Raw genomic sequence first — 21,093 nt, forward strand, 5'->3', positions numbered from 1 at the left:
CCAATCAGTTCAAATTAACGACGGGCGGGAATCGCCGTGTTGTCTTCCGACAGCACGATTTCCACGCGACGATTCAGCTGGCGGTTGCCGGCCGTATCGTTGCCCGCCGCAGGGTAAGCGGCGCCGTAACCGCGCGTGGCGATGCGGTCGCGGGCGATGCCCTGGCCGACCAGCGCGGCGCGTACCGAATCGGCACGGCGCTGCGACAGATCCAGGTTATGCGCCGAGCTGCCGGTGCTGTCGGTAAAGCCTTCGATCAGCACGGTACGCTGTGGATTGTTTTTCAGCACGTCAGCCAGCTTGCGCGCCGTGTTGGCGCCGTCGGCCGTCAGGTCCGACTTGTCGGTGCCGAACAGCACATCGCCCAGGGTGATGATCATGCCGCGTTCGGTTTTCTTGGCGGCCAGGTCGGCCAGCTGCACTTCCAGTGCGGCGGCGCGTGCCTGGGCATCGCGGGTCGCCATTTCAGCGCTTTGCGCCTGGGCCTTGGCCGCTTCGGCCGCAGCCTGGGCAGCCTGGGCGCGGGCAGTGGCCTGGTCAGCCTGCTGGGTACGCGCTTCGAGGCGCAATTCGTCGCGCTGCTTGCCGGCGTTCGCCACATCGGCTTCGGCGGCTTTCTGTTTCGCGACTTCCTGTGCGGTGGCGATTTTTTGCTTGGCCAGATAGGCCAGCTTGTCGACCTGTTCCTTGTCTTCCTGGCGCGTGGCGGCAGCGTTTGCCGCTTCCAGCGCGGCGCTGGCATCACGCCATTCGCGCGCCGCATAGGTCGATACCATCGGGTTCGACTGGGCGGCCATGTAGTCGCCGCGGGTCTGGTCGAGCAGGCTGGTGGTAGTTGGCGCGGAGCTGCAGGCAGCAACCAGGGCAGCCATGGCCAGCAGGCCGGGAATGGTGGTGTAGGTAGCTTTTTTCATGATGGTCTGTTCCTGTTCTTATTGTTGGGGAGCTTGCATGTTGGCGCGGTTGAGTTCTTCGCGCATGACGCGGATGTTCTCGTTGATTTCGTCGGCAGCCGTGGTGGCCTTGGTCGAATTGGCCTTGCTTTGCGCCAGCTTGGCGTCCGCTTGTGCCTGGTCGGCCAGTTCGCGTGCCAGCTTGTAGTCGCGCTCTTTCAAGGCCTGGTTGGCGCGCATCATTTTTTCGCGGGCCGAACGCATTTCGTCAGGAGCCAGTTCGGCAGCGCCGGCGCTGGCGGCGTTGTCGAGTGCTGCGCGCGATACCGCCACGTCGGCGGTGGCTGGCGTTTTCTGGCTGGCGCAGCCGGTCATCAGTACAACTGCGGTGGCGCAAGCGGCCAGGGCGGTCAGGGGGGATTTCAAAAGATCTCGGTTTGTCATTTTTTTTCTCCTGGAGAACATGAATGGGTTACAACATTAGGGGAGCATCAAAAACTTGTGCTACTGCGCCGTACTGATGCATGAAGCGGCGCCTGATGTATGACGTTATAGCCCCTGGCTCCAGCGCTATCAGTTCGGTGCCGCACATAGCGTACGAAAGCGACAATAGTTCGATTTGCAAGGTGCGCCAGCGCACAAATGGACACGGAAAACGGCGCTTTTGCTGTAGCATCGGGCATACTCCTGCGCCGGGTTTTCTCGCCCCTGATCTATCCAGAAAGAATCGTTCCATGCCTCACCTGCCGCTCCCCAAGTCACGTCGCGCGAAGATTGCGCTTGCCGCAGCCGGCCTGCTCGTTGCCGTGCCTGCCACCGCCATCATCGTCCTGTTGAATGCCGACTGGAACCGCGCCAAGCCCTGGCTCAGCGCACGCACCAGCGAAGCACTGGGCCGCCCCATCGCCATAGACGGCGACCTGACGCTGGCCTGGCGCCAGGAGGGAAATCAACGCGGCTGGCGTGGCTACCTGCCCTGGCCGCACCTGCAGGCGCGCGATGTGCGCATGGGCAATCCGGATGGCGTCCCGGTCGACCCTGCCCATCCGCAGTCGGCCACTGTCAGCCAGCTGGCGTTTTCGCTCGACCCGCTGGCACTGCTCGAGAAAAAGATCGTCATCCCCGAACTGCGTTTCGACGCGCCGCAACTGCGCCTGCTGCGCGGCAAGGACGGCAGGAACAACTGGACGTTTGAAAAAAAGAATCCCGATTCGCCGTGGCGCTTCGAACTGCAAAGCGTCGTCTTCAGCAAGGGCACGGTCTACCTGACGGACGCCATTACGCAATCCGACATGCGCGCCGATGTCGACACCATCAACGATGCCCGCTACGGCATTGCCTGGACCCTGGCCGGCAGCTATCGCGGCGCCCCCATCAAGGGCAGCGGCAAGGCAGGCGGCGTGCTGTCGCTGCAGCGGCAAGGCACGCCGTTTCCGCTGCAGGCCGAAATGCATTCGGCCGGCACCACGCTGGCCATCGCTGGCACGCTGACGCGCCCGACCAACCTGGCCGCGCTCGACGTGCTGCTGAAGATATCGGGCCCCAGCATGGCGCAGCTGTATGCCTTGACCGGCGTGCTGCTGCCGGAAACGCCGCCGTTCAGCGCGCAGGGACGCCTGACAGGCGTGCTCAGGCGTGGCGGCAGCGACTGGACCTACGACAAGTTCAGTGGCAAGGTTGGATCGAGCGATATCAGCGGCAGTGCCAAATACCTGGAGCGCAAGCCGCGCAATATATTGACCGGCAACGTGCATTCGAAGCTGCTGCACCTGAACGACCTGGGGCCGCTGGTGGGCGCCGACAACCGCGCCAGCAAGGTGCAGCGCGGCGCGCAGCTGAACCAGCCGGCCGGCCGCGTCCTGCCGATCGAAACCTTTCGCACCGAACGCTGGACCAGTCTCGATGCCGACGTGCGCTACACGGCCGACACCATCACGCGCGACGCCAACCTGCCGATCAGCGAAGTCGATACCCACATCGTGCTCAAGGACAGCGTGCTGTCGCTTAACCCGCTCAACTTCAATATCGCCGGCGGCACGCTGGTGTCGCAGATCAGGATGGACGGCAGCGGCAAGTCCGCGCCAGGCCGCATCGCCGCCGAGATGAAGGCCAGCGCGCGCCGCATGCAGATCAAGCAGCTGTTCCCCAACCTGCAACCCTTGCAGGCCAGCGTGGGCCAGATCAATGGCGACGCCGCATTGACGGCTACCGGCAACTCGGTCGCCAGCCTGCTGGGCAACTCCAATGGCGAAGTCAAGGCCCTGATCAATGGTGGCAGCGTCAGCAAGCTGCTGCTTGAAGAGATGGGCCTGAACATCGGCAGCGTGGTGCTGGCCAAGCTGTCGGGCGACAAACAGGTCAGGCTCAATTGCATGGCGGCCAGTTTCGGCGTCACGCACGGCCTGATGCAGACGCGCCAGTTCATCGTCGACACCGAAGACGCCACCTTGCATGTCGACGGCACCATCAACCTGGAAAATGAAAAACTCGATCTGACCTTGCAGCCCGACAGCAAGGGCGTGCGCATCTTCTCGCTGCGTGCACCAATCTATGTGAAGGGTACCTTCAGCGACCCTGATGTCAGTATCGACAAGGGCGTGGTGGCGCTGCGCGCAGGCGGCGCACTGGCGCTGGCGGCGGTGGCGCCCTTCGCCGCCCTGCTGCCGCTGGTCAATGCAGGCCCAGGCGAACAGAGCGAATGCGGAACCTTGCTGAGCCAGGCCAGCCGCAAGCCGGTGGCGCCGCCTCCCGGCAAACAGCGCGCGCGCAGTCCCGCCAGGACAGGCGCGCACAAGACGGGCGAGCGCGCCATTGCGCGCTGAGATGGCGGGGCAACATGCCACACTTACATTTGTTACCTGTCTATGTGCGTTGCCGAACAGACCCTGTTGCCCTGCAAATCTATTCTGTACCTGTGCCTGCATCAATGACTGGCGTACCACCGGCCTCTACCCTGCCGGCGCCACGGGACCGAATCTAAAGGAGATCTACCATGCAAACGATTAAAAAACTCGCCGCTACCACTTCCATCGCCGCACTGGTGCTGAGCCTGACCGCTTGCGCCAATATGTCCGGCCAGGATAAAAATACCGCCATCGGTGCTGGCGTCGGCGCCGTTGCCGGCTCCGTGCTGACCGGCGGCAGCGCAGTTGGCGCAGTCGGCGGCGCAGCTGTCGGCGGCGTGATCGGTAACCAGGTCAAACCGAAGTAATCGGCAACAAAAAAGCGGGGCGGCTACTTTGGTAGCCGCCCCGCTTTTTTTACGTCCGCTGAAAAGGTCACGCGCCGTTATACAAACACATTGGCCATGCCGGCCGTACCCGTGTCCTTGACCAGTTCGTAGCAGCGGCAGGAGACTGCCTCCAGGCCGGCCGAATCGAGGATCTCGATATTGCCACGGCTATAGGTAATCAGTTTCTGCTGCTGCAGTGCGCTGGCTGCCTTGGTCACGCCGACACGCCGCACGCCCAGCGTATGGGCCAGAAATTCATGGGTCAGATGAAATTTTTCCGACTGCAGCCGGTCGCGCGTGATCAGCAGCGAACGCGCCAGCCGGGCTTCCAGCACGTGGAAGCGGCTGCACACGGCAATCTGGATCGCCTGCGCCAGCAGCGTATCGGTGTAACGGTACAGCAGGCGCTGCAGCGAATCGAGCTGGGCAAATTCGGCGCAGAAATCGGCGCGCGAAATACGGCTGGCACTGCCAGAACGCTGGACGACGGCGCGCACCTGCGCCAGTTCATGGCCCAGCGCGACGGAAGCGCCCAGCACGCCTTCGCGGCCGACCGAACCCACTTCGAGCGTCATGCGCCCTTCGGCCACGGCCAGCAGCGAAATCAGGCAGTCGCCCGGAAAATAAATATGGCCGATCGGCTGGCCCGGTTCATACAGCACGTCGCCCACGTCGACCGTAACGGTATCGAACAGCGCCGCCAGATGCTTGAGGTCGGACTCAGGCAGGCTGGCCAGCAAACGGTTGCCCGCAGCCGGTGCGCTCAAACCGGAGCGGCCTGCATCGCGAGGCAGGTTGATGGTAGCGGTCATTGATGGCATTGCCTTTTTCCTTGGTGTCGTTACAACTCGACATAATTTTTACTTAGCCTACGGGGCCACCATGCGCATGTATGTACGGTGACGCACGGAAGCGAATGACATGCAGACGCACACTCGGCTTTCAAACCAATAACAAGATTCAGGGCAAGCCCTTCCCGGAGCCAGCCATCCAGCATTTCATTATCAGAAACAACCAGACAGGAGCATTACATGAGCACCACCACCAAACCGTTGCACCCCTTGATTCTTGCCGCCGCCGTCGCGGTACTGCTGTTCTGCGGCGTCGGCACCGCCGCCCTGATGGGCTGGCTGCCATCGTCCGACAGCCGCGATGCCCAACCGCTCAACAGCGCCGCGTCCAGCGAACAGCTGGCCAGCCTGCAGGCGATCGCCCCGCCGGCAACCGCACAGCCGCTCGCGCCCCTGCCCCAACAGCAGCCGCAACAGCTGGCGGTCCAGCCAGCGCCTGTCGCGGCACCCGCTCCGCGCCCGCAACCGCAGCCTGAGCCGCAATATGTGGCGGCACCGGCACCGGCGCCCAAGGTGTGCAATAACTGCGGCGTGATCGAAGCGATCCATGAAGTCAATACGCGTGCCTCGGGCAGCGGCGTGGGCGCGGCCGGCGGCGCTGTCGTCGGCGGCCTGCTGGGCAACCAGGTGGGCGGCGGCCACGGCAAGCAGCTCGCGACCGTGCTGGGCGCTGTCGGCGGCGCCGTGGCAGGCAACCAGATCGAAGGCAGCGTGCGCGCCACCCGCAGCTACAACATCGTCGTGCGCCTGGACAACGGCAAGACCCGCACCGTGCACCAGAGCGCCGCGCCGAACTGGCGCCAGGGCGACCGCGTGCGCGTGGTCAACGGCGGCTTGCGCGCCGGTTGAAGCCGGGCGGCATTGCCGCCAGCTTGTTGTTGATTCAATACACGCCCGGCCAGTCCGGGCGTTTTCTTTTTGATCATGTTCGTTCGCGCACAGATGCAATCAAAACGGCAGGAGATCATGCACTCAGGAAATTTCAAAGAGTCAACAAACCGGAGGCGGACATGAATCACGACAAGACAGGCAGCAACAAGATATGGCTGAGCTTTATCGGCGGCGGCATGCTGGCGACGATACTGGGTTTTTGTGCGCTCGACCTGGCACCGCAGGCGCACGCCGCTCCCGTGTTTGGCGTGATGCTGCTGCTGACCGGCGGCATGCTCAGCTGCCTGGCAGGCGCGGTCGGCATGGCCGGCATGTTGTCCTGGATTCCCGGCATTACGGAGGCCGACCAGGCAGTAGTTCAAGGCAATGCGAATAAAGCAGGGTGAAGTTGCAGTTGTGTACGACAGCGTACAGATAGTTCAGGCAGCAAAGTAGACAATGCGTCATGGCATCAGCGTTTTGCAGGGAGTGTCACTCCGGCAGCGACGCAAATGGCAAAAACCGATGAGGGCACAGGCGGCAACGTCTTGTTTTCATCCATATATTACTCACGGAGGACACATCATGCTCTATACAATCGCAGTAGTACTCATCATTCTCTGGCTGCTGGGTCTGGTTACTTCCTACACCATCGGCGGCTTTATCCACATTCTGCTGGTCGTTGCAGTGATCATGATTCTGTTGCGTCTGATCAGCGGGCGCGGCCTATAGAGGCTGTAGCCAGCGGCAACTGAGGCTGGCGGCGGCGCACGTGCAAACGGGCGCCGTCTTTCCATTTGCACCTGCACTGGCAAGTCCGGCGATTTTGCAGTAACGTGTGCGGGCAATCCCCCGGGTACTTTCAAGAACAACATTAGGAGAAACTCCATGAATCCATTCAAAACCCGTGTCGGCGCCAAATCGGTGATCGGCATGCTGGCCCTGACGATCGCCGTTTCCGGCTGTGCCGACATGTCGGCCACCCAGCGTGGCACGGCCACTGGCGCCGGTGTCGGCGCCGGCCTTGGCGCATTGATCGGCGGCACCACCAGCGGTGGCGGCAGCGGCCGTACCGCTGGCGGTGCCCTGCTCGGTGCCGCCGCTGGCGCAGTGGTCGGCAATATCTGGTCGAACCGCATGGAAAACCAGAAGCGCACGATGGAACAGGCCACCCAGGGCACCGGCGTGCAAGTGACGCAGACCTCGGATAACCGCCTGAAAATGGAAATCCCGAGCGATATCTCGTTCGACACCAACCGCGCCGATATCAAGGGCAACTTCCGCCCCATCCTCGACCGCTTCGCTGCCACCCTGAACGACAACCCGAGCACCACCGTGAGCATCATTGGCCACACCGACAGCACGGGCAGCGCTTCGATCAACGAGCCGCTGTCGGTCGAACGCGCAGCGCACACGCGCGACTACCTGTCGATGCGCGGCGTCTCGCCGACCCGCGTGGTGGTCGAAGGCCGTGGCGCGCGTGAACCGATCGCCTCGAACTCCGACAACGACGGCCGCGCCCGCAACCGCCGCGTAGAAATCTACGTCGCCGAGATGGCTCCTAGATAACACCGAACCAAACCTGCTGCGCGTCGCGACTTGCGGCCTGCGATGCTCACCGTACTCCAGTACGGTTGCGCTTCTCGACCACAATTCGCTTCCGCTCGCTACGGTTTTGTTCGGTGTCGAGACGTTGGTTTCATACCAATAAAAAAACAAAAACCGCAGACAATTTGACTTGTCTGCGGTTTTTTTTACGTACAACGGTTTATTTCGCCGTTGCCGCCGCGGCGCCGGACTCTTTCGCCACCTTGGCAAAGTCGCCTGCCGTTACCACCGACACGGCGTCCGACTTCAGGTACTCGCGCAAGCCCTGGTTCACCTGCGCCAGGGTCAGTGCCGCCACTTTCGCTTCCAGGTCCTTGTCGTAGGCCATGGTGCGGCCATCTTCCAGGTACGTGGCCAGGGTGCGCGCCAGCGGTCCATCCTGGGTGCGCTCGACTTCTTCCGACTGCAGCCAGCCTTTTTTCGCTTCCACCAGTTCCGCTTCCGTAAACCCTTCGGCCAGCACCTTGGCGATTTCCTCGCGCAGCGCCGCTTCCACCTTGACGGTGTTTTGCGGCGCGCTGATGGCATAGGCCATCCAGAAACCGGCCGGATCGCGCGCCGGCACGCTCAGTTGCGAGCCGACGCCATACGACAGGCCTTCCTTCTGGCGGATGCGGTCGGCCAGGCGGCTGCGCAGCGCGCCGCCACCGAGCATGTGGTTGGCCATCAGCAGCGCCGGGTATTGCGGCGCGTCGTCTTTCAGAGTCAGGGGCTGGATTGCGAACAGCACGCTGTTGGCCTTGTCCGGCGTTTCCAGGCTGACTTTTTCACCGCTGACCGGCTTGACGGTATCGGCAATGCGCACATACGGCTGGGCTGCCTTCCAGTTGCCGTACAGGCTGGTGACCTGCGCTTTGAGCGCGGCCGCATCGAAGTCGCCAACGGCGGCGAAGCCGGCGTCGGCAGCGCCGTAGTAGCCGGCGTGGAAGGCCTTGACGTCGGCCACCGTCACGCTTTTCCAGACGGCCAGCTGTTCCGGCAAGGTCTTGACATGGCGCACGTGCTCGGGCGGCGTTGCATCGAGCAGGCGCACAAAGGCGTTCGAGGCCAGCGGCATCGGCTCGGGCAGTTCCTGCTCGGCGCGACCGACGCGTTCGCGCTGCAGCTCGAGGAATTCCGTCTCGCTCAGGGCCGGTTTTTGCAGTACCTGCGCCAGCAGGTCCATCGCCGCCGGCAAGTTGTCGCGCTTGCCGCTCAGGGCCGCCGTGATGCCTTCGGCGCCACCGGTGATGCTGACCTGCATGCCGAGCTGGTCGAATTTATCCTTCACTTCCTGGCGCGACAGTTTGTCGGTGCCGCGCGCCAGCAGATTGGCCGTATAGCTGCCCACGCCGGACTTGCCGGCCAGGCTGTCGGCACTGCCGAAATGCAGTTTCAGCACCACGCTGACGGTATTGCCCTTGGTTTTCTTCGGCAGCAAGGCGCCCTTCAGGCCATTGGGCAAGGTAAAGCGCTGCGTGCGCGCTTCGATATTGTCGGGGCTCGGGTCGAACGCTTCGCCTTGGGCGACGACCGCGCGGCCCGTATAGCCGGCCAGCTGCGGCGCCACGTCGGCATACGCCGGCACGGTGGTGCGGTCCGGCGCATCGGTCGGAATAAAGCGGCCCAGCGTGCGGTTCGAGCTCTTCAGGTATTTTTCGGCCGCTGCCTGCACCTGCGCCGCCGTCACCTTGTCAAGCTGGTCGCGCTGCAGGAAGAACAAACGCCAGTCGCCGGCCGCCAAGGACTCGGTCAGCGCGATCGTCAGGCGCGCCGTGTTCGAGGTGGCCAGTTCGATCTGCTTGTTCAGCTGCTGCTTGACGCGCGCCACTTCGGCTTCCGTGACCGGCTGCGATTTCAGGTCTTCCAGCACTTTCAGCATGGCGTCCTGAGCCGCGTCGAGCTTGCCATCGAGCGGCACCAGCGCACCGAACAGGTTGTAGCCCGGCTCCAGGTTGCTGACCGAGTTGTATTCGATCTTGCTGGCCAGTTTGGTTTCCACCAGCGCCTTGTGCAGGCGGCCGGACGGTGCGTCGGTCAGCACATGGCCCAGCACTTCGATGGCGACCGCGTCCGGATGGCCCGACGGCGCCACGTGGTAGCCGGCGCCGACGAACTGCGTGCCGCCGCTGCGGCGCACCGTCACGGCGCGCTCGCCGTCCTGCACCGGCTCGGCCGTGTAGGTCGGGTCGATCACGCGCGAGGGTTTCGGAATTTTGCCGAACAAATCATTGATCTGCTTCAATACTTTTGCTTCGTCGAAGCGCCCCGCCACCATCAGCACCGCATTATCGGGCTGGTAGTACTTGTGATAGAACGCGCGCAGGCGCGGAATATTGACCTGCTCGATATCGGAACGCGCGCCGATGGTCGACTTGCCGTAGTTGTGCCAGTCATAGGCGACTGCCTGGATGCGCTCGCTGGTCACGCCGATCGGATCGCTCTCGCCCATCTCGAACTCGTTGCGCACCACCGTCATTTCACCCTTGCTGGTCTTCGGGTTCCACAAATCGTTCTGGTCGATGGCGGCGTTGACCATGCGGTCCGCTTCCATCGCCAGCATCTGGCGCAGGTTGTCGTCGTTGGCCGGGAAGGTGGCGTAGTAATTGGTGCGGTCGTACCAGGTGGTGCCGTTGAACTGCGCGCCCGTCGAATTCAGGATCTCCACCGGGGTTTTCGTGCCCTTCTTGACGCCGAAGTTGGCGCTGGGCTTGAACAGCAGATGCTCCAGCAAGTGGGCCATGCCCGTCTCGCCGTAGTTTTCGTGGCGCGAACCGACCAGGTAGACGATATTGGTGGTCAGCGTCGGTTTGCTGGCGTCCGGAAACAGCAGCACGCGCAAGCCATTCGCCAGCTTGTATTCGGTAATGCCTTCGACCGAGGTAACCTTGACGGCGGCGGCCGGCGCGCCGGCTTTCTGGGTCTTGACGGTGGGTGCGGGGGTGGCGGCCAGAATAAAGGAAGGTGACAGGATGCCGGCGGCAAGCAACAGAGCGGTAATTGGTTTCAAATCGTGATCCTGGTAGCACTGCGTTGTAAGAGAAATGCACACAAGTAATAATTTTCCGGGCCCGCGCTGCGTCTTCGCTGCCGTTTGAAATTGTTACTACTACGCAATTTACGACAAGCTTGTCAATTACGCAAGCGGCGCAGTCACTGCCCTGAAATAATGCCGTGCTATACTCGACCGTTCCAGAACTATCTGCCTGTATATGAGACGAGCTCTCGTCCTGCTCTGCCTGTTTGTTTTCATCGCGCTACCCCAGGCATTCGCCAGCATGGCGTACGCCAGTCCCTCCCCATTCCAGCACGCGGCCCTGCATGCGGCCAGCGTCGATTGCCCTGACGCCAGCGCACACCCTGACACCGTTTCCGATGCCGATGCCGACAGCTGCGACGCGGAAGAATGCGACAACGACCCCATCACGCTGTATCCCCGGTTTCGCCAGGCCGTCCCGTTTTGCGCCATCATCTGGCAGGCAGGACCGGGCGCACTTGTCGAAGCGGACGTGTGGCAGGCGATCCGCCCGCCACGCGTTCGCCGCTGATGCATATCCGACCACAGGCCTGGGGTTCTCGCCGCCAGGCAAGCTTGAAACTTTTTGACTTTACAAGGTAAGACATAATGGAATGGTTATTTGACCCGACAATCTGGGTCGGCCTGCTGACGCTGGTCGTACTGGAAATCGTGCTGGGCATCGACAACCTGATTTTCATCGCCATCCTGGCCGAGAAACTGCCGCCGCACCAGCGCGACAAGGCGCGCGTGCTGGGCCTGGCGCTGGCCCTGATCATGCGCCTGGGCCTGCTGTCGCTGATCTCGTGGCTGGTGACGCTGACCACGCCGCTGTTCTCGGTCTGGCAACTCACTTTTTCAGGACGCGACCTGATCCTGCTGGTCGGCGGCCTGTTCCTGCTGTTCAAGGCCACCACCGAGCTGCATGAACGCCTCGAAGGCGTGACCCACGCCGAGACCGGCCCGAAAGTCTACGCCGGCTTCGGCCTGGTGGTGGCGCAGATCGTGGTGCTCGACGCCGTCTTCTCGCTCGACGCCGTAATCACGGCGGTCGGCATGGTCGAACACCTGGGCGTGATGATGGCCGCCGTGATCATTTCCATCGGCGTCATGATGCTGGCCTCGAAAGCGCTGACGCGCTTCGTCAATGCGCACCCGACCGTGGTGGTGCTGTGCCTGAGCTTTTTGCTGATGATCGGCCTGTCGCTGATCGCCGAAGGCCTGGGCTTCCACATTCCGAAAGGCTATCTGTATGCGGCCATCGGTTTCTCGGTGGTAATCGAGTTCTTCAACCAGCTGGCGCGTCGCAATTTCCTCAAGCTGCAGTCGACCACGCCGCTGCGCGACCGCACCGCGCAAGCCGTGCTGAGCCTGCTGGGTGGCCGCAAGGGCCGCGAAGCGGTGCAGGAAGACGAGGTCAAGGAAACGCCGGACATCTCGGCCTTCGGCGTGGAAGAGCGCAATATGGTCAGCGGCGTGCTGACGCTGGGCGAACGTTCGATCCGCTCGGTGATGACGCCGCGCGGCGACGTGTCGTGGGTCAACCTGAACGACAGCACGGAAAAAATGCTGACCCTGCTGCGCGAGACGCCGCACAGCATGATTCCCGTCTGTAACGATGACCTCGACAATGTGGTGGGCCTGGCGCGCAGCAAGGACCTGATCGAGGACCTGGTCTCGCACGGCAAGATCGACCCGGCCAGCATGCGCGAAGCGATCGTGGTGCCGGAAGCGGCCGGCGTGCTGAAGGCGATGGAAACGCTGCGCCGTTCGCGCGGCCAGCTGGTGCTGGTGGTCGACGAGTTCGGCACGGTCCAGGGCGTGCTGACGCCGATCGACATCCTGGAAGCGATCGCCGGCGAATTCCCGGACGAGGACGAACAGCCGGACGTGGAGGTGCTGGGCGCCAATCACTGGCGCATCGACGGCGCGACCGACCTGCATTACCTGGAGCAGGTGTTCGAGACCGATACCCTGGTCAGCGAAGACGGCGAATACAACTCGCTGGCGGGCTTCCTGCTGGCTCACTTCGAGAACATGCCGGCCGTGGGTGAAGTGCTGGAGCTGAACGACCTGCGCTACGAGATCCTGGAGGCCGACGAGCGCCGCATCGCCTGCGTCGACGTGCGCCGCATCGAACCCGATCGCAGCCTGTAGTTCGGCTGTCATCACAGTTTGTAACAAGCCGGCAAGCGTGCACCGCCTGCCATCGCGTATGCTGGGGACTGCCTTTTTTGGAGACCCCAGCCATGTACCCTGTTCTTTCCCGAATGACCTTTGCCGCCTGCGCCCTGCTCGCCTTGCAGGCGCACGCCAAGGACGCCCCTCCCCCGATCAAGCCCGGCCTGTGGCAGATCGACAGCAAGATGGCATCCCCTGACGTCGCCACCGACAGCGCCATGTCGATGGTGCTGCAGCAGCTGGGCAACCTGCCGCCCGACCAGCGCAAGCAGCTCGAAGCGATGGCCGCCAGCCGCGGCATGGCCATGCCCACCGTCGGCGCCGATGGGGCCGTGCGGGTAACGGCTTGCGTCACGCCGGAGATGGCGGCGCGCAAGCAGATTCCCACCGGCCAGCCCGGCGACTGCCGGTCGAACAATGTGAGTACGCCGGGCGGCCTGGACGTGTCGTTTACCTGCGCCAATCCCAAGTCCAGCGGCACCGGCAAGGTGACGTTCCAGGGCGACCAGGCGTTTACCATGCAGTTGAGTGCGACCACCAGCGCGCGCGGCACGCCGGAGCAGGTCAACGTGGCCAGTACCGGCAAGTGGCTGGGCGCCAGCTGCCCGGCAGCAATTCAGAAACCGTGACGGAAACCGAGATTGAAGGCGGCGTCACCACGCCCGCTGTCGCTGGCGTTGCCCACCGTATAGCGGGCGCCATTCTTGTTGTGGATCTTCGCGTACGAAGCATAGAAATCGCTGCGCTTTGACAGCGAATACGTGACGCCCAGCGCCACCTGGTTGGCGTCGCGGTTGGCCAGGTCGCGGTCATCCTTGCGCACGTAGGATGCCAGCAGCTTGAAGCCGGCAACCGGCACCGATACGCCCATCAAGGTGTCGCGGCTGTCCGACGACGACATCGACAGCGCCAGCGAGCTGTAGGCAACGCTGGGATCCCACGGCGAACTGCCATAGCCCCGGTTGAGGCCGACGGCGGCAAACGCGGTGGCCAGGCCCAGGTCCAGGTTGGCCGCCACCAGCGTATTGCGGGCCGACATGTCGATCGCCGGCACGGTGCCCTCGGCCTGGATGAAATTGTTCTTGCGCTGGTGCGACACGCTGACATTCACGGCGCCGGCCGAATAGCCGAGCGTGGCGCCATAGGCGCGGTTCTGCGCGCGGCTGTAGGGCGATTCGCCAAAGCTGTAGATGGCGGCGGCGCTGACGCCGCGCAGGGCCGGCGTCACGTATTTGACGGTATTGTCATAGCGTTTTGCGCCATAGCCGGCCAGGTTGCCGGCGCTGCCCGCCATGCCGCCCCTGAACGGGTCGGCCACGTCGGTCAGGGTGACATATTGCAGATTGTACTGGCGGCCCAGCGTCAGCGCACCCAGGCGGCTGTCGAGGCCGACATAGGCCTGGCGGCCGAACAGGCGCCCTTCCTCAGACTGCCCCGTATCGTTGGCAATGCCCGCTTCCAGCGCATACACGGCGCTGACCTCATTGCCCAGCGCTTCGCGGCCCTGCACGCCCAGGCGCGAGCCGGAAGCGACGCCGCCCGCGACCTTGCCGGATGCGCAATTGGCGGCACAGCCGCGCTCGGCGACCACGCCGGCGTCGAGCACGCCATAGATGGTGGCGCTGCTGCCAGCGCCGGGCGCGGCAGTCGTCTCGGCCTGCGCGCATAGCGCCAGTGGCCCTAATCCCATCACAACAAGCGCAAGGCAGGAGGTCTTCATGATAAATATCTCGGTAACGTGAAAGCAGAAATTGCCGGTATCGATCAGGACACGCGCTGTGTGTCTGACCCATAGTTACCTTATCCGCGTTTTTAAGCAAGCGATCTGTGCGATGTACAACAGAAAGCAAATGCTCGGCATTCCAGCGTGTCACCAGCCAGCAACAACTGTCGGCGCCCGCGCCAGACTTGCTTTTTATTAACGCTGATTGCAAAACAACAAACGCGACTATCTGGCATAACTGCCCTCCCCAGTGTTCGATGCCGCACGTTGCACGATCTGGCGCAGCGGTTACACTACGGGTTTTACCGACAGCGGCCCGCCCGTTTTACTGCATGCTAGCTATCCTCGAACGCATTGATCCCTACACCAGCAATATCGCCTTGCTGGTCGAACTGTTTAACTCATTGCGTCCCAAACGCCCCCACGACAGCGCCACCGCGATCGCCAACGTGCGTACCTTGCGCCAACTGCTGCAAGGCAACCCTGCGCAAGCGCGCGCCCTGCATGAATACGTGTTGCGCGTGCTGGCCGCGCGCCGCCATGCCAGCCTGTACACCGACATCGGCGTACTGTCGAACAATGGCTTTTTTACCGAACTCAAACGCCGCATCGCTTACCGCATGCTGCCGCCCGCACTGGGCGATGAATACCTGAACGATGCGCTCGACCAGGTGCTGTACCTGAAGACCGACTATTTATGGATCAGCAATGTGCCGGCTGCGGACTGGCTGGCCCTGATCGACGTGCTGACCGGGCAGGAGATCGAACTGGCCGTGGGCGACGGCAATATCATGCTGCCTGGCCTGCTCGACGCCATCAGCACCCTGTCCTATCGGGTCTGCGCCATGGGCCTGGAGCCGGAACTGACGCGGTTTCACAGTGAAATCGAAGTGTTCCAGTCGCCGTTCATGGTGCAGAACACCGAAGTGAACGCCTACCTCGAAGCGTACACCCAACTGCTGCAAGGCAATATCACGCATATCGAAGATGCGCGCCACCTGCTGGTGATGCTGGACCAGTGCGACGCCGTGATCGCCAAGATCCGCAAGAAAGCCTTGTACCAGGGCACCAGCATTCCGTTGACCTACCTGCTGGTGGCGCTGGCGCAAAGCATCGAGCGGCTGCGCAAGCTGCTGTTCCTGGTCGATACCAGCGGCGAGCTGCCCGGCGCGGCCACCGCCGAGGCCATCACCACCATCAACGTCGATGCCGGCACCAGCGTGATCGACGCACGTCCGATCAGCCGCCGCCGCGCGGGCGCGGTGGCGCTGGCGATGGAACTGATCCGCGCGCACAACCACAAGTACAAGGTCAGCGACCTGTTTACGGACAATATCAACTTGCTGGCCCGTAACGTGACGGAAAACGCCAGCCGCACCGGCGAGCACTATATTGCCGAAAACCGCCGTGAAATGGCCGGCATGTTCCTGTCGTCGGCCGGCGCTGGCGTGATCATCGGCTTCATGGCGCTGTTCAAGATACTGATGTCGTATCTGCGCTCGGCGCCGCTGGTCGAAGCGTTCATGTTCAGCATGAATTACTCGATCGGCTTCATGTTCATCCACCTGCTGCACTTCACGGTGGCCACCAAGCAGCCAGCCATGACGGCCTCGCGCATCGCCGCCGGCCTGCACAGCAAGGACGGGCGCAATATCGACCTGGACAGCATGGCCGAGCTGATCAATAAAGTGTTCCGCACGCAAAACATGGCCGTGCTGGGCAATATCGCTACCGCCATCCCGACGGCCTGGCTGATCGCGCTTGGCTACCACGCCATCACGGGCCACCACCTGGTATCGCCCGACAAGGCAATGCACTTGCTGCACGATATCGATCCGATCGGCAGCCCCGCCATTTTCTACGCCATGATCGCCGGCGTGTGCCTGTTCGTGGCCGGGTTGATTTCGGGCTACTATGACAACCAGGCGCTGTACACGCGCTGGGCCCAGCGCATCGCGCAATTGCGCGGCCTGGGGCGTATCATCGGCCAGGAACGGCTGGCCCGGCTGGGCCTGTACCTGGAAAATAACCTGGGCGGACTGATGGGTAACTTCTATTTCGGTATCCTGCTGGGCACCATCGGCACCCTTGGCTTTTTGATCGGCCTGCCGATCGATATCCGCCACATTACCTTCTCGGCGGCAAACTTTGCGACAGCCCTGGTCGGACTCGATCACAATATGAGCTGGCAGCTGGCCGTCAAGTCGCTGGCCGGCATCTTTGCCATCGGCACGGCCAACCTGCTGGTCAGCTTCGGCCTGGCGCTGTGGGTGGCCCTGCGCTCGCGCCAGGTGCGCTTCAAGCATGGTTTGCAGTTATTGAAGATCCTGGGCAAGCGTTTCATCAAGTCGCCCATCGTCTTCTTCTTTGGTTCCAACAATCCGCCGCCACTGGCGCTGGCCGACGACATGATCAACCCCTTACCTCCCAAAGGCCCAAAATGAGCGCCAAGCGCCTGCAGCCCTATCTGACCGCATTCCTGCTGTGCTGGACCCTGGCTGCATGCGCCTCGCTGCCCGACGTCAAGAATCTGAACAACGAACTGGAACCGGTGGCCGCGCCCAAGGTGGTCAACGGCAAGGGCGCGCTGCTGAACGTCAACAGCCGCGCCGCCCTGCTCAACAAGCGCTGGGCCAAGTCCGGCATGGACCTGAAGACCCAGGCCGCGCTGGAGGAAGCGGCCACCGGCGTGCCGCTGATCAAAGGCAACAAGGTGACGCTGCTGTTCGACGGCCCGCAGACCATGAAAGAAATGCTCAAGGCCATCACCGAAGCCAAGTCCACCATCAACCTGGAAACCTACATCTTCGACCAGGACCCGATGGGACTGAAGTTCGCCGATGCGCTGATCGAAAAGCAGCAATCGGGCGTGACGGTCAATATCATCTACGACAGCGTGGGGACGCTGGGGGTGCCGCAGGCGTTTTTCGACCGCATGCGCGCGGCCGGTATCCATCTGGTGGCGTTCAACCCCGTCAACCCGGCCAAGCTCAAGGGCGACGAATGGAAGATCAATAACCGCGACCACCGCAAGGTGCTGATCGTCGACGGCAAGATGGCGTTTACGGGCGGCATCAATATCAGCAACACGTATTCGAAAAGCTCGCTGTTCCGCTCCAAGGCCAAGCCGTCCGACAAGAGCGACGTGGGCTGGCGCGACACGCACGTGAAGATCGAGGGTCCGGCCGCGGCCGCTTTCCAGTGGCTGTTCATCCGCACCTGGGCCCAGCAGGACCGGGCCGACCTGCCCGATGCGCCCTACTTCCCGCCGCTGCCCGAAGTGGGCGACAAGCTGGTGCGCGTGGTGGCCAGCGAACCGGGCGGCGGCTTCGAGATCTACAAGGCCTATATCCTGGCAATCCAGGAAGCCAAGAAATCGATTCATATCACCTCGGCCTATTTCGTGCCTGACAAGCAGACGGTCGATGCCCTGACCGCCGCCGCCAAGCGTGGCGTGGAGGTCAAGGTGGTGCTGCCGGGCGTGTCCGACAGCGGCCTGGTGTTCCATGCCGGCCACGCGCTGTACGACGAACTGCTGGCCGGCGGCGTGCGCATCTACCATCTGAAACTGGCCGTGCTGCACGCCAAGACGGCCGTCATCGACGGCGCCTGGTCGACAGTCGGCTCGACCAATATCGACATGCGCAGCTTCATGCATAACAGCGAGCTGAACGTGGTGGTGCTGGGCGACAGCTTCGGCCGTGAAATGGAAAACGCGTTCCAGGAAGACTTGCGCGATTCCGAGGAAATTACCAAGGCCAAGTGGGAATCGCGGCCGTGGGCCGACCGCATGAAGGAATGGGCGGCGCAGTTCATGCATTACTGGCTGTGATGCCGATAACGTTGTTGGCGAGGACGGTGGTGACGTCGGATTACGCGCTTGCGCGCTAATCCGACCTGCCCGACCCCACCCGACCGCGTCACCCATCGCAGGTCGGATTAGCGCTTCGCGCGTCATCCGACAACATTGTTGGCTGGGCCGGTGGTGGTGTCGGATTACGGCCCGAAGCGCCTGATCCGGCCTGCATCACCCCATCAAAGCGGCCGCATGCTGGCCCACACGCCGCCGGTGCGCTGGAACGCCTCGGTGCTGACTTTTTCAAAGTCGCCGCTCGCTTCGTTCCAGCCATAGCGCTCGACGCGGATCTCGCTGTCTTCGATCAGGATTACATTGAACGAATTGCTCTCGCCCCTGCCGCGCGTGGAGGTGGCCGTGCCGGCCTGCACCATCAGCGCCGCATAGCCGTCGATCTTGTAGCGCTCGGCCGTGTTGCCCGACACGCTGGCGTGCAGGTGGCCGGCCAGCAGCAGATCGACGCCGCATTCGGAAAACATCTGCAGCGCCTGCGGCGCGCGGTCGACCAGGTCGTCCTCGTCGAAGTTTTCCGGCAGGTCGAACGGGTGATGCGTGACGATCACGCGCGTCAGGCTTTCGGGCAAGCTGGCCAGCCGGGCGCGCAGCGCATCGATCTGTTCATGGCTGATGCGCCCATCCTTGAATGTCAGCGAGCGCGCCGTATTGATGCCCAGCACGGCAATTTCATCGTCGACATATTCGGGCGACAGGTCGTCCGTCACATAGCGCTGGTACTTCACCAGCGGCGTCAGGAAACGGCTAAAGACGTTGTACAGCGGCACGTCGTGGTTGCCCGGCACGATGATCTGTGGTCCCGGCAGGCTGTCCAGGTAGCCGCGCGCGGCCTGGAATTCGGCGCTGCGCGCGCGCTGGCTCAGGTCGCCCGACACCACCACCAGGTGCGGTTCGAGCTTGTCGATCAGCGTGCGCAGCGGCGCCAGCAAAGCCTGGTCGACCTTGCCGAAATGCAGGTCCGATAAATGCACGATGGTGCGCATGTCAATTCTCCTCTGTTGCGGTGATGGTCACTGGCGCGGGCACGATCACGTCGAGCGCGGCCGGACGGATGCGGTATTTCAATGGGGTATTCATGACGGTCACTTCGCCATCGGTGGCCACGCGCAGGCGGTGGTGGCGGGTGGCGATTTCCACCTCGGTCAGGCTGACGATATCGAAATCCTTCGCCTGGCTCAGTTTGCCGAACAGCGCATGCAGCGCGAGGCGCAACAGGCCCAGCCTTCCCGGCCGCTGCGCCACATACAGGCTGAGCTTGCCAGCGTCCAGGCGTTCGCGCTCGCCGATATTCAGCCCTTCCATCAGGTATTCGTTATTGCCGATAAAGACAAACGGCGTGCGCCGCGCATGCACGGCGTCGCCCACGCTCAGCTGCACGCTGAGGAAGGGATAGCGGCGCAGCGCGGCGACCAAGGCCCAGCTGAAGGCCAGCCACTTGCCGCGGCCCAACCGGCGCTGCTGCTTTTCGCGGTCGCGCACGATGTCGGGATACAGGCCCAGGCTGGAGTTGTTCAGAAAGATGCGGCCATTGACTTCGCCCACGTCGACCTTGTGCGGCACGCCTTTGGCCACATTGGCGATCGCCGCGTCGAGTTCGAGCGGGATATTGAGGTCCTTGGCGAAATGATTCAGCGTGCCCAGCGGCAGCACGCCAAACGGCGTGCCGCTGCCGACCACCACCGAGGCCACCGCATTGATGGTGCCGTCGCCGCCGCCGGCCACCACGATCGGCGCGCCATCGCGGATGGCCTGCTCGGCGGTGGCGATCATTTCCTCGCCGCTGGCGGCCAGGGTGATGGCGGCGTCGAGGCCGACGCTGGCGAAAGTCGCTTCCAGTTGCTGCGCCCAGTCCGGTGCGTAACCGCATCCGGCGCTGGCGTTGATGATGACTGCGACTTTGGTACCCAGAATATTCCCCTGTTATTTTGTTTGACGGATATGCCGGCGGCGGCGCAGTGTCGACATGCCGGCAATGCAGATGGCCAGCCAGCCATAGCTTTCCGCCATCGCCGCCAGCACATCGCTCAGGTAGTGCGCGCCCAGATAGATGCGGCTGAATCCTACCAGCGCCGCCATGCCGAAGGCGGCCAGCGCAATGACGATGCGCCGGCGCCACTGGCGCCTGTCCGTCTGGCATATCAGGTAGGCGCCCAGCAGGCCGTACATCGCCGTGGCGGTGGCGGTATGGCCGCTGGGAAAGCTGTAGGTGCTCAGCGCATCGAGCAAGGGCGTCTCGAAACTGGGCCGCGCGCGTCCGAAAATATACTTTAACAGGACGTTCAGGAACATGACGCCCGGCATGGTAATGACCAGCGTAAACAGCCAGTAGGTCGCTTTCTGGCGATACAGATACCAGGCCAGCAGGCACGCCAGCGTGATGGCGCCGATCACGCCATGCAGGTGCGTGATCACCAGCAGGCAGGCGGTAATCCATGGCACCGCATGCTGGTTGAACCAGTTTGCCACCTGCAGGTCCAGCACGGTGATGTCGTCCATGCCCATCACCTCTTCGGCGATTTCGTGGAATACCACGATGGCGATCAGCATCAGCACCACGCCCACCGTCATATGCAGGCCCAGTTCGCCCTCGGGCGAGAGCCGCGCCTCGACAAAACGGCGTACCTTGATCAACCATCCCGTCGTCATGCTCGTGTCATTGTTGTGTTGCAAACTGGCTTCTCCTTCACTTATCTCATCATGATCAAAAATACCACAGCCAAAAAAATATACTGTCTATCCATACAGTAGCTGTGTTTTCATACAGTAGTTGTGCTATTCTGATGACTCGTTCAACACATCTCCCTCAAAGGAATTGTCATGGCAACATTGAATAGCGGTTTTGGCTCACGGTTCGGCCTGGAATTCGCTC

The 21,093-nt window shown here is 62.7% G+C and carries 19 protein-coding genes; 11 read left to right on the forward strand and 8 right to left on the reverse strand.

Annotation, left to right across the window (positions count from 1 at the left end; translation table 11 throughout):
• Positions 1–14: 14 nt before the first annotated feature.
• A complete protein-coding gene (locus RTQ46_RS23495) occupies positions 15–914 on the reverse strand; it encodes an OmpA family protein (RefSeq protein ID WP_312440010.1) in 900 nt (299 codons plus the stop codon).
• 18 nt (positions 915–932) lie between these two features.
• On the reverse strand, positions 933–1,268 hold the full coding sequence (locus tag RTQ46_RS23500) for a DUF4398 domain-containing protein (RefSeq protein WP_409518369.1): 336 nt from the start codon (positions 1,266–1,268) through the stop codon (positions 933–935).
• A gap of 359 nt (positions 1,269–1,627) precedes the next feature.
• Here RTQ46_RS23500 and RTQ46_RS23505 point away from each other — a divergent pair, with 359 nt between their 5' ends.
• The gene (locus RTQ46_RS23505; protein WP_312440012.1) at positions 1,628–3,715 is read left to right on the forward strand and encodes an AsmA family protein; all 2,088 of its coding nucleotides are present in this window, start codon (positions 1,628–1,630) and stop codon (positions 3,713–3,715) included.
• A 170-nt stretch (positions 3,716–3,885) separates the two neighbouring features.
• Positions 3,886–4,104 (forward strand): glycine zipper 2TM domain-containing protein, encoded by a 219-nt coding sequence (locus RTQ46_RS23510; protein WP_312440013.1) that lies wholly within the window; start codon positions 3,886–3,888, stop codon positions 4,102–4,104.
• A 77-nt stretch (positions 4,105–4,181) separates the two neighbouring features.
• Here RTQ46_RS23510 and RTQ46_RS23515 read toward each other — a convergent pair whose 3' ends face one another.
• The gene (locus tag RTQ46_RS23515; RefSeq protein WP_409518368.1) at positions 4,182–4,937 is read right to left on the reverse strand and encodes a Crp/Fnr family transcriptional regulator; all 756 of its coding nucleotides are present in this window, start codon (positions 4,935–4,937) and stop codon (positions 4,182–4,184) included.
• A gap of 219 nt (positions 4,938–5,156) precedes the next feature.
• Here RTQ46_RS23515 and RTQ46_RS23520 point away from each other — a divergent pair, with 219 nt between their 5' ends.
• The 4 genes from RTQ46_RS23520 to RTQ46_RS23535 all read left to right on the forward strand — a co-directional run bounded on the left by RTQ46_RS23520 (position 5,157) and on the right by RTQ46_RS23535 (position 7,415).
• Positions 5,157–5,825 (forward strand): glycine zipper 2TM domain-containing protein, encoded by a 669-nt coding sequence (locus tag RTQ46_RS23520; protein ID WP_312440015.1) that lies wholly within the window; start codon positions 5,157–5,159, stop codon positions 5,823–5,825.
• Complete coding sequence (locus RTQ46_RS23525; RefSeq protein WP_312440016.1) at positions 5,822–6,253, forward strand: hypothetical protein; 432 nt, start codon at positions 5,822–5,824, stop codon at positions 6,251–6,253. Before RTQ46_RS23520 ends, RTQ46_RS23525 begins: the two co-directional genes overlap by 4 nt.
• Before the next feature lie 178 nt (positions 6,254–6,431).
• Positions 6,432–6,578: a lmo0937 family membrane protein gene (locus tag RTQ46_RS23530; protein ID WP_121670992.1), complete on the forward strand. Its 147-nt coding sequence runs from the start codon at positions 6,432–6,434 to the stop codon at positions 6,576–6,578.
• Between the two features lie 156 nt (positions 6,579–6,734).
• Complete coding sequence (locus RTQ46_RS23535) at positions 6,735–7,415, forward strand: OmpA family protein (protein WP_312440017.1); 681 nt, start codon at positions 6,735–6,737, stop codon at positions 7,413–7,415.
• 199 nt (positions 7,416–7,614) lie between these two features.
• Here the strand turns inward: RTQ46_RS23535 and RTQ46_RS23540 are convergent, their stop codons facing one another.
• Complete coding sequence (locus RTQ46_RS23540) at positions 7,615–10,443, reverse strand: pitrilysin family protein (protein WP_312440018.1); 2,829 nt, start codon at positions 10,441–10,443, stop codon at positions 7,615–7,617.
• 268 nt (positions 10,444–10,711) lie between these two features.
• On the opposite strand from RTQ46_RS23540, the gene RTQ46_RS23545 reads away from it, so the two are divergent.
• The 3 genes from RTQ46_RS23545 to RTQ46_RS23555 all read left to right on the forward strand — a co-directional run bounded on the left by RTQ46_RS23545 (position 10,712) and on the right by RTQ46_RS23555 (position 13,259).
• The gene (locus RTQ46_RS23545) at positions 10,712–10,981 is read left to right on the forward strand and encodes a hypothetical protein (RefSeq protein ID WP_312440019.1); all 270 of its coding nucleotides are present in this window, start codon (positions 10,712–10,714) and stop codon (positions 10,979–10,981) included.
• Between the two features lie 77 nt (positions 10,982–11,058).
• Positions 11,059–12,606 carry a TerC family protein gene (locus RTQ46_RS23550; RefSeq protein ID WP_312440020.1) on the forward strand — a complete coding sequence of 516 codons (1,548 nt, stop codon included), beginning with the start codon at positions 11,059–11,061 and terminating at the stop codon, positions 12,604–12,606.
• A gap of 92 nt (positions 12,607–12,698) precedes the next feature.
• On the forward strand, positions 12,699–13,259 hold the full coding sequence (locus tag RTQ46_RS23555) for a DUF3617 domain-containing protein (protein ID WP_312440021.1): 561 nt from the start codon (positions 12,699–12,701) through the stop codon (positions 13,257–13,259).
• Here RTQ46_RS23555 and RTQ46_RS23560 read toward each other — a convergent pair.
• Positions 13,247–14,320 carry a porin gene (locus tag RTQ46_RS23560; RefSeq protein ID WP_312440022.1) on the reverse strand — a complete coding sequence of 358 codons (1,074 nt, stop codon included), beginning with the start codon at positions 14,318–14,320 and terminating at the stop codon, positions 13,247–13,249. The two genes, RTQ46_RS23555 and RTQ46_RS23560, sit on opposite strands and share 13 nt — an antisense overlap.
• Positions 14,321–14,685: 365 nt before the next feature.
• Between RTQ46_RS23560 and RTQ46_RS23565 the strand changes: the two genes are divergently transcribed.
• Both RTQ46_RS23565 and cls read left to right on the forward strand, forming a co-directional pair.
• Complete coding sequence (locus tag RTQ46_RS23565) at positions 14,686–16,797, forward strand: site-specific recombinase (protein ID WP_312440023.1); 2,112 nt, start codon at positions 14,686–14,688, stop codon at positions 16,795–16,797.
• The gene (gene cls, locus RTQ46_RS23570) at positions 16,794–18,185 is read left to right on the forward strand and encodes a cardiolipin synthase (protein WP_312440024.1); all 1,392 of its coding nucleotides are present in this window, start codon (positions 16,794–16,796) and stop codon (positions 18,183–18,185) included. The genes RTQ46_RS23565 and cls overlap by 4 nt, the downstream gene beginning before the upstream one ends.
• A 203-nt stretch (positions 18,186–18,388) precedes the next feature.
• Here the strand turns inward: cls and RTQ46_RS23575 are convergent, their stop codons facing one another.
• Genes RTQ46_RS23575 through RTQ46_RS23585 form a run of 3 tightly spaced genes read right to left on the reverse strand, consistent with a single transcriptional unit; the run spans position 18,389 to position 20,870 of the window.
• Complete coding sequence (locus RTQ46_RS23575; RefSeq protein WP_312440025.1) at positions 18,389–19,207, reverse strand: metallophosphoesterase family protein; 819 nt, start codon at positions 19,205–19,207, stop codon at positions 18,389–18,391.
• Position 19,208: 1 nt separating this feature from the next.
• Positions 19,209–20,135 carry a diacylglycerol kinase family protein gene (locus RTQ46_RS23580; RefSeq protein ID WP_312440029.1) on the reverse strand — a complete coding sequence of 309 codons (927 nt, stop codon included), beginning with the start codon at positions 20,133–20,135 and terminating at the stop codon, positions 19,209–19,211.
• A 9-nt stretch (positions 20,136–20,144) separates the two neighbouring features.
• Positions 20,145–20,870: a phosphatase PAP2 family protein gene (locus RTQ46_RS23585; protein WP_312440026.1), complete on the reverse strand. Its 726-nt coding sequence runs from the start codon at positions 20,868–20,870 to the stop codon at positions 20,145–20,147.
• Positions 20,871–21,093: the final 223 nt, after the last annotated feature.

The sequence above is a fragment of the Janthinobacterium sp. genome, assembly GCF_031995485.1.
Classification (GTDB): Bacteria; Pseudomonadota; Gammaproteobacteria; order Burkholderiales; family Burkholderiaceae_D; genus Janthinobacterium.

Excerpts from the sequence above, each read along its gene's own strand:
- RTQ46_RS23495 (WP_312440010.1), bottom strand. The coding sequence starts at position 914 with ATGAAAAAAGCTACCTACACCACCATTCCCGGCCTGCTGGCCATGGCT.
- RTQ46_RS23500 (WP_409518369.1), bottom strand. The coding sequence starts at position 1,268 with ATGACCGGCTGCGCCAGCCAGAAAACGCCAGCCACCGCCGACGTGGCG.
- RTQ46_RS23505 (WP_312440012.1), top strand. The coding sequence starts at position 1,628 with ATGCCTCACCTGCCGCTCCCCAAGTCACGTCGCGCGAAGATTGCGCTT.
- RTQ46_RS23510 (WP_312440013.1), top strand. The coding sequence starts at position 3,886 with ATGCAAACGATTAAAAAACTCGCCGCTACCACTTCCATCGCCGCACTG.
- RTQ46_RS23515 (WP_409518368.1), bottom strand. The coding sequence starts at position 4,937 with ATGACCGCTACCATCAACCTGCCTCGCGATGCAGGCCGCTCCGGTTTG.
- RTQ46_RS23520 (WP_312440015.1), top strand. The coding sequence starts at position 5,157 with ATGAGCACCACCACCAAACCGTTGCACCCCTTGATTCTTGCCGCCGCC.
- RTQ46_RS23530 (WP_121670992.1), top strand. The coding sequence starts at position 6,432 with ATGCTCTATACAATCGCAGTAGTACTCATCATTCTCTGGCTGCTGGGT.
- RTQ46_RS23535 (WP_312440017.1), top strand. The coding sequence starts at position 6,735 with ATGAATCCATTCAAAACCCGTGTCGGCGCCAAATCGGTGATCGGCATG.
- RTQ46_RS23545 (WP_312440019.1), top strand. The coding sequence starts at position 10,712 with ATGGCGTACGCCAGTCCCTCCCCATTCCAGCACGCGGCCCTGCATGCG.
- RTQ46_RS23550 (WP_312440020.1), top strand. The coding sequence starts at position 11,059 with ATGGAATGGTTATTTGACCCGACAATCTGGGTCGGCCTGCTGACGCTG.
- RTQ46_RS23555 (WP_312440021.1), top strand. The coding sequence starts at position 12,699 with ATGTACCCTGTTCTTTCCCGAATGACCTTTGCCGCCTGCGCCCTGCTC.
- RTQ46_RS23560 (WP_312440022.1), bottom strand. The coding sequence starts at position 14,320 with ATGGGATTAGGGCCACTGGCGCTATGCGCGCAGGCCGAGACGACTGCC.
- RTQ46_RS23565 (WP_312440023.1), top strand. The coding sequence starts at position 14,686 with ATGCTAGCTATCCTCGAACGCATTGATCCCTACACCAGCAATATCGCC.
- cls (WP_312440024.1), top strand. The coding sequence starts at position 16,794 with ATGAGCGCCAAGCGCCTGCAGCCCTATCTGACCGCATTCCTGCTGTGC.
- RTQ46_RS23575 (WP_312440025.1), bottom strand. The coding sequence starts at position 19,207 with ATGCGCACCATCGTGCATTTATCGGACCTGCATTTCGGCAAGGTCGAC.
- RTQ46_RS23585 (WP_312440026.1), bottom strand. The coding sequence starts at position 20,870 with ATGACGACGGGATGGTTGATCAAGGTACGCCGTTTTGTCGAGGCGCGG.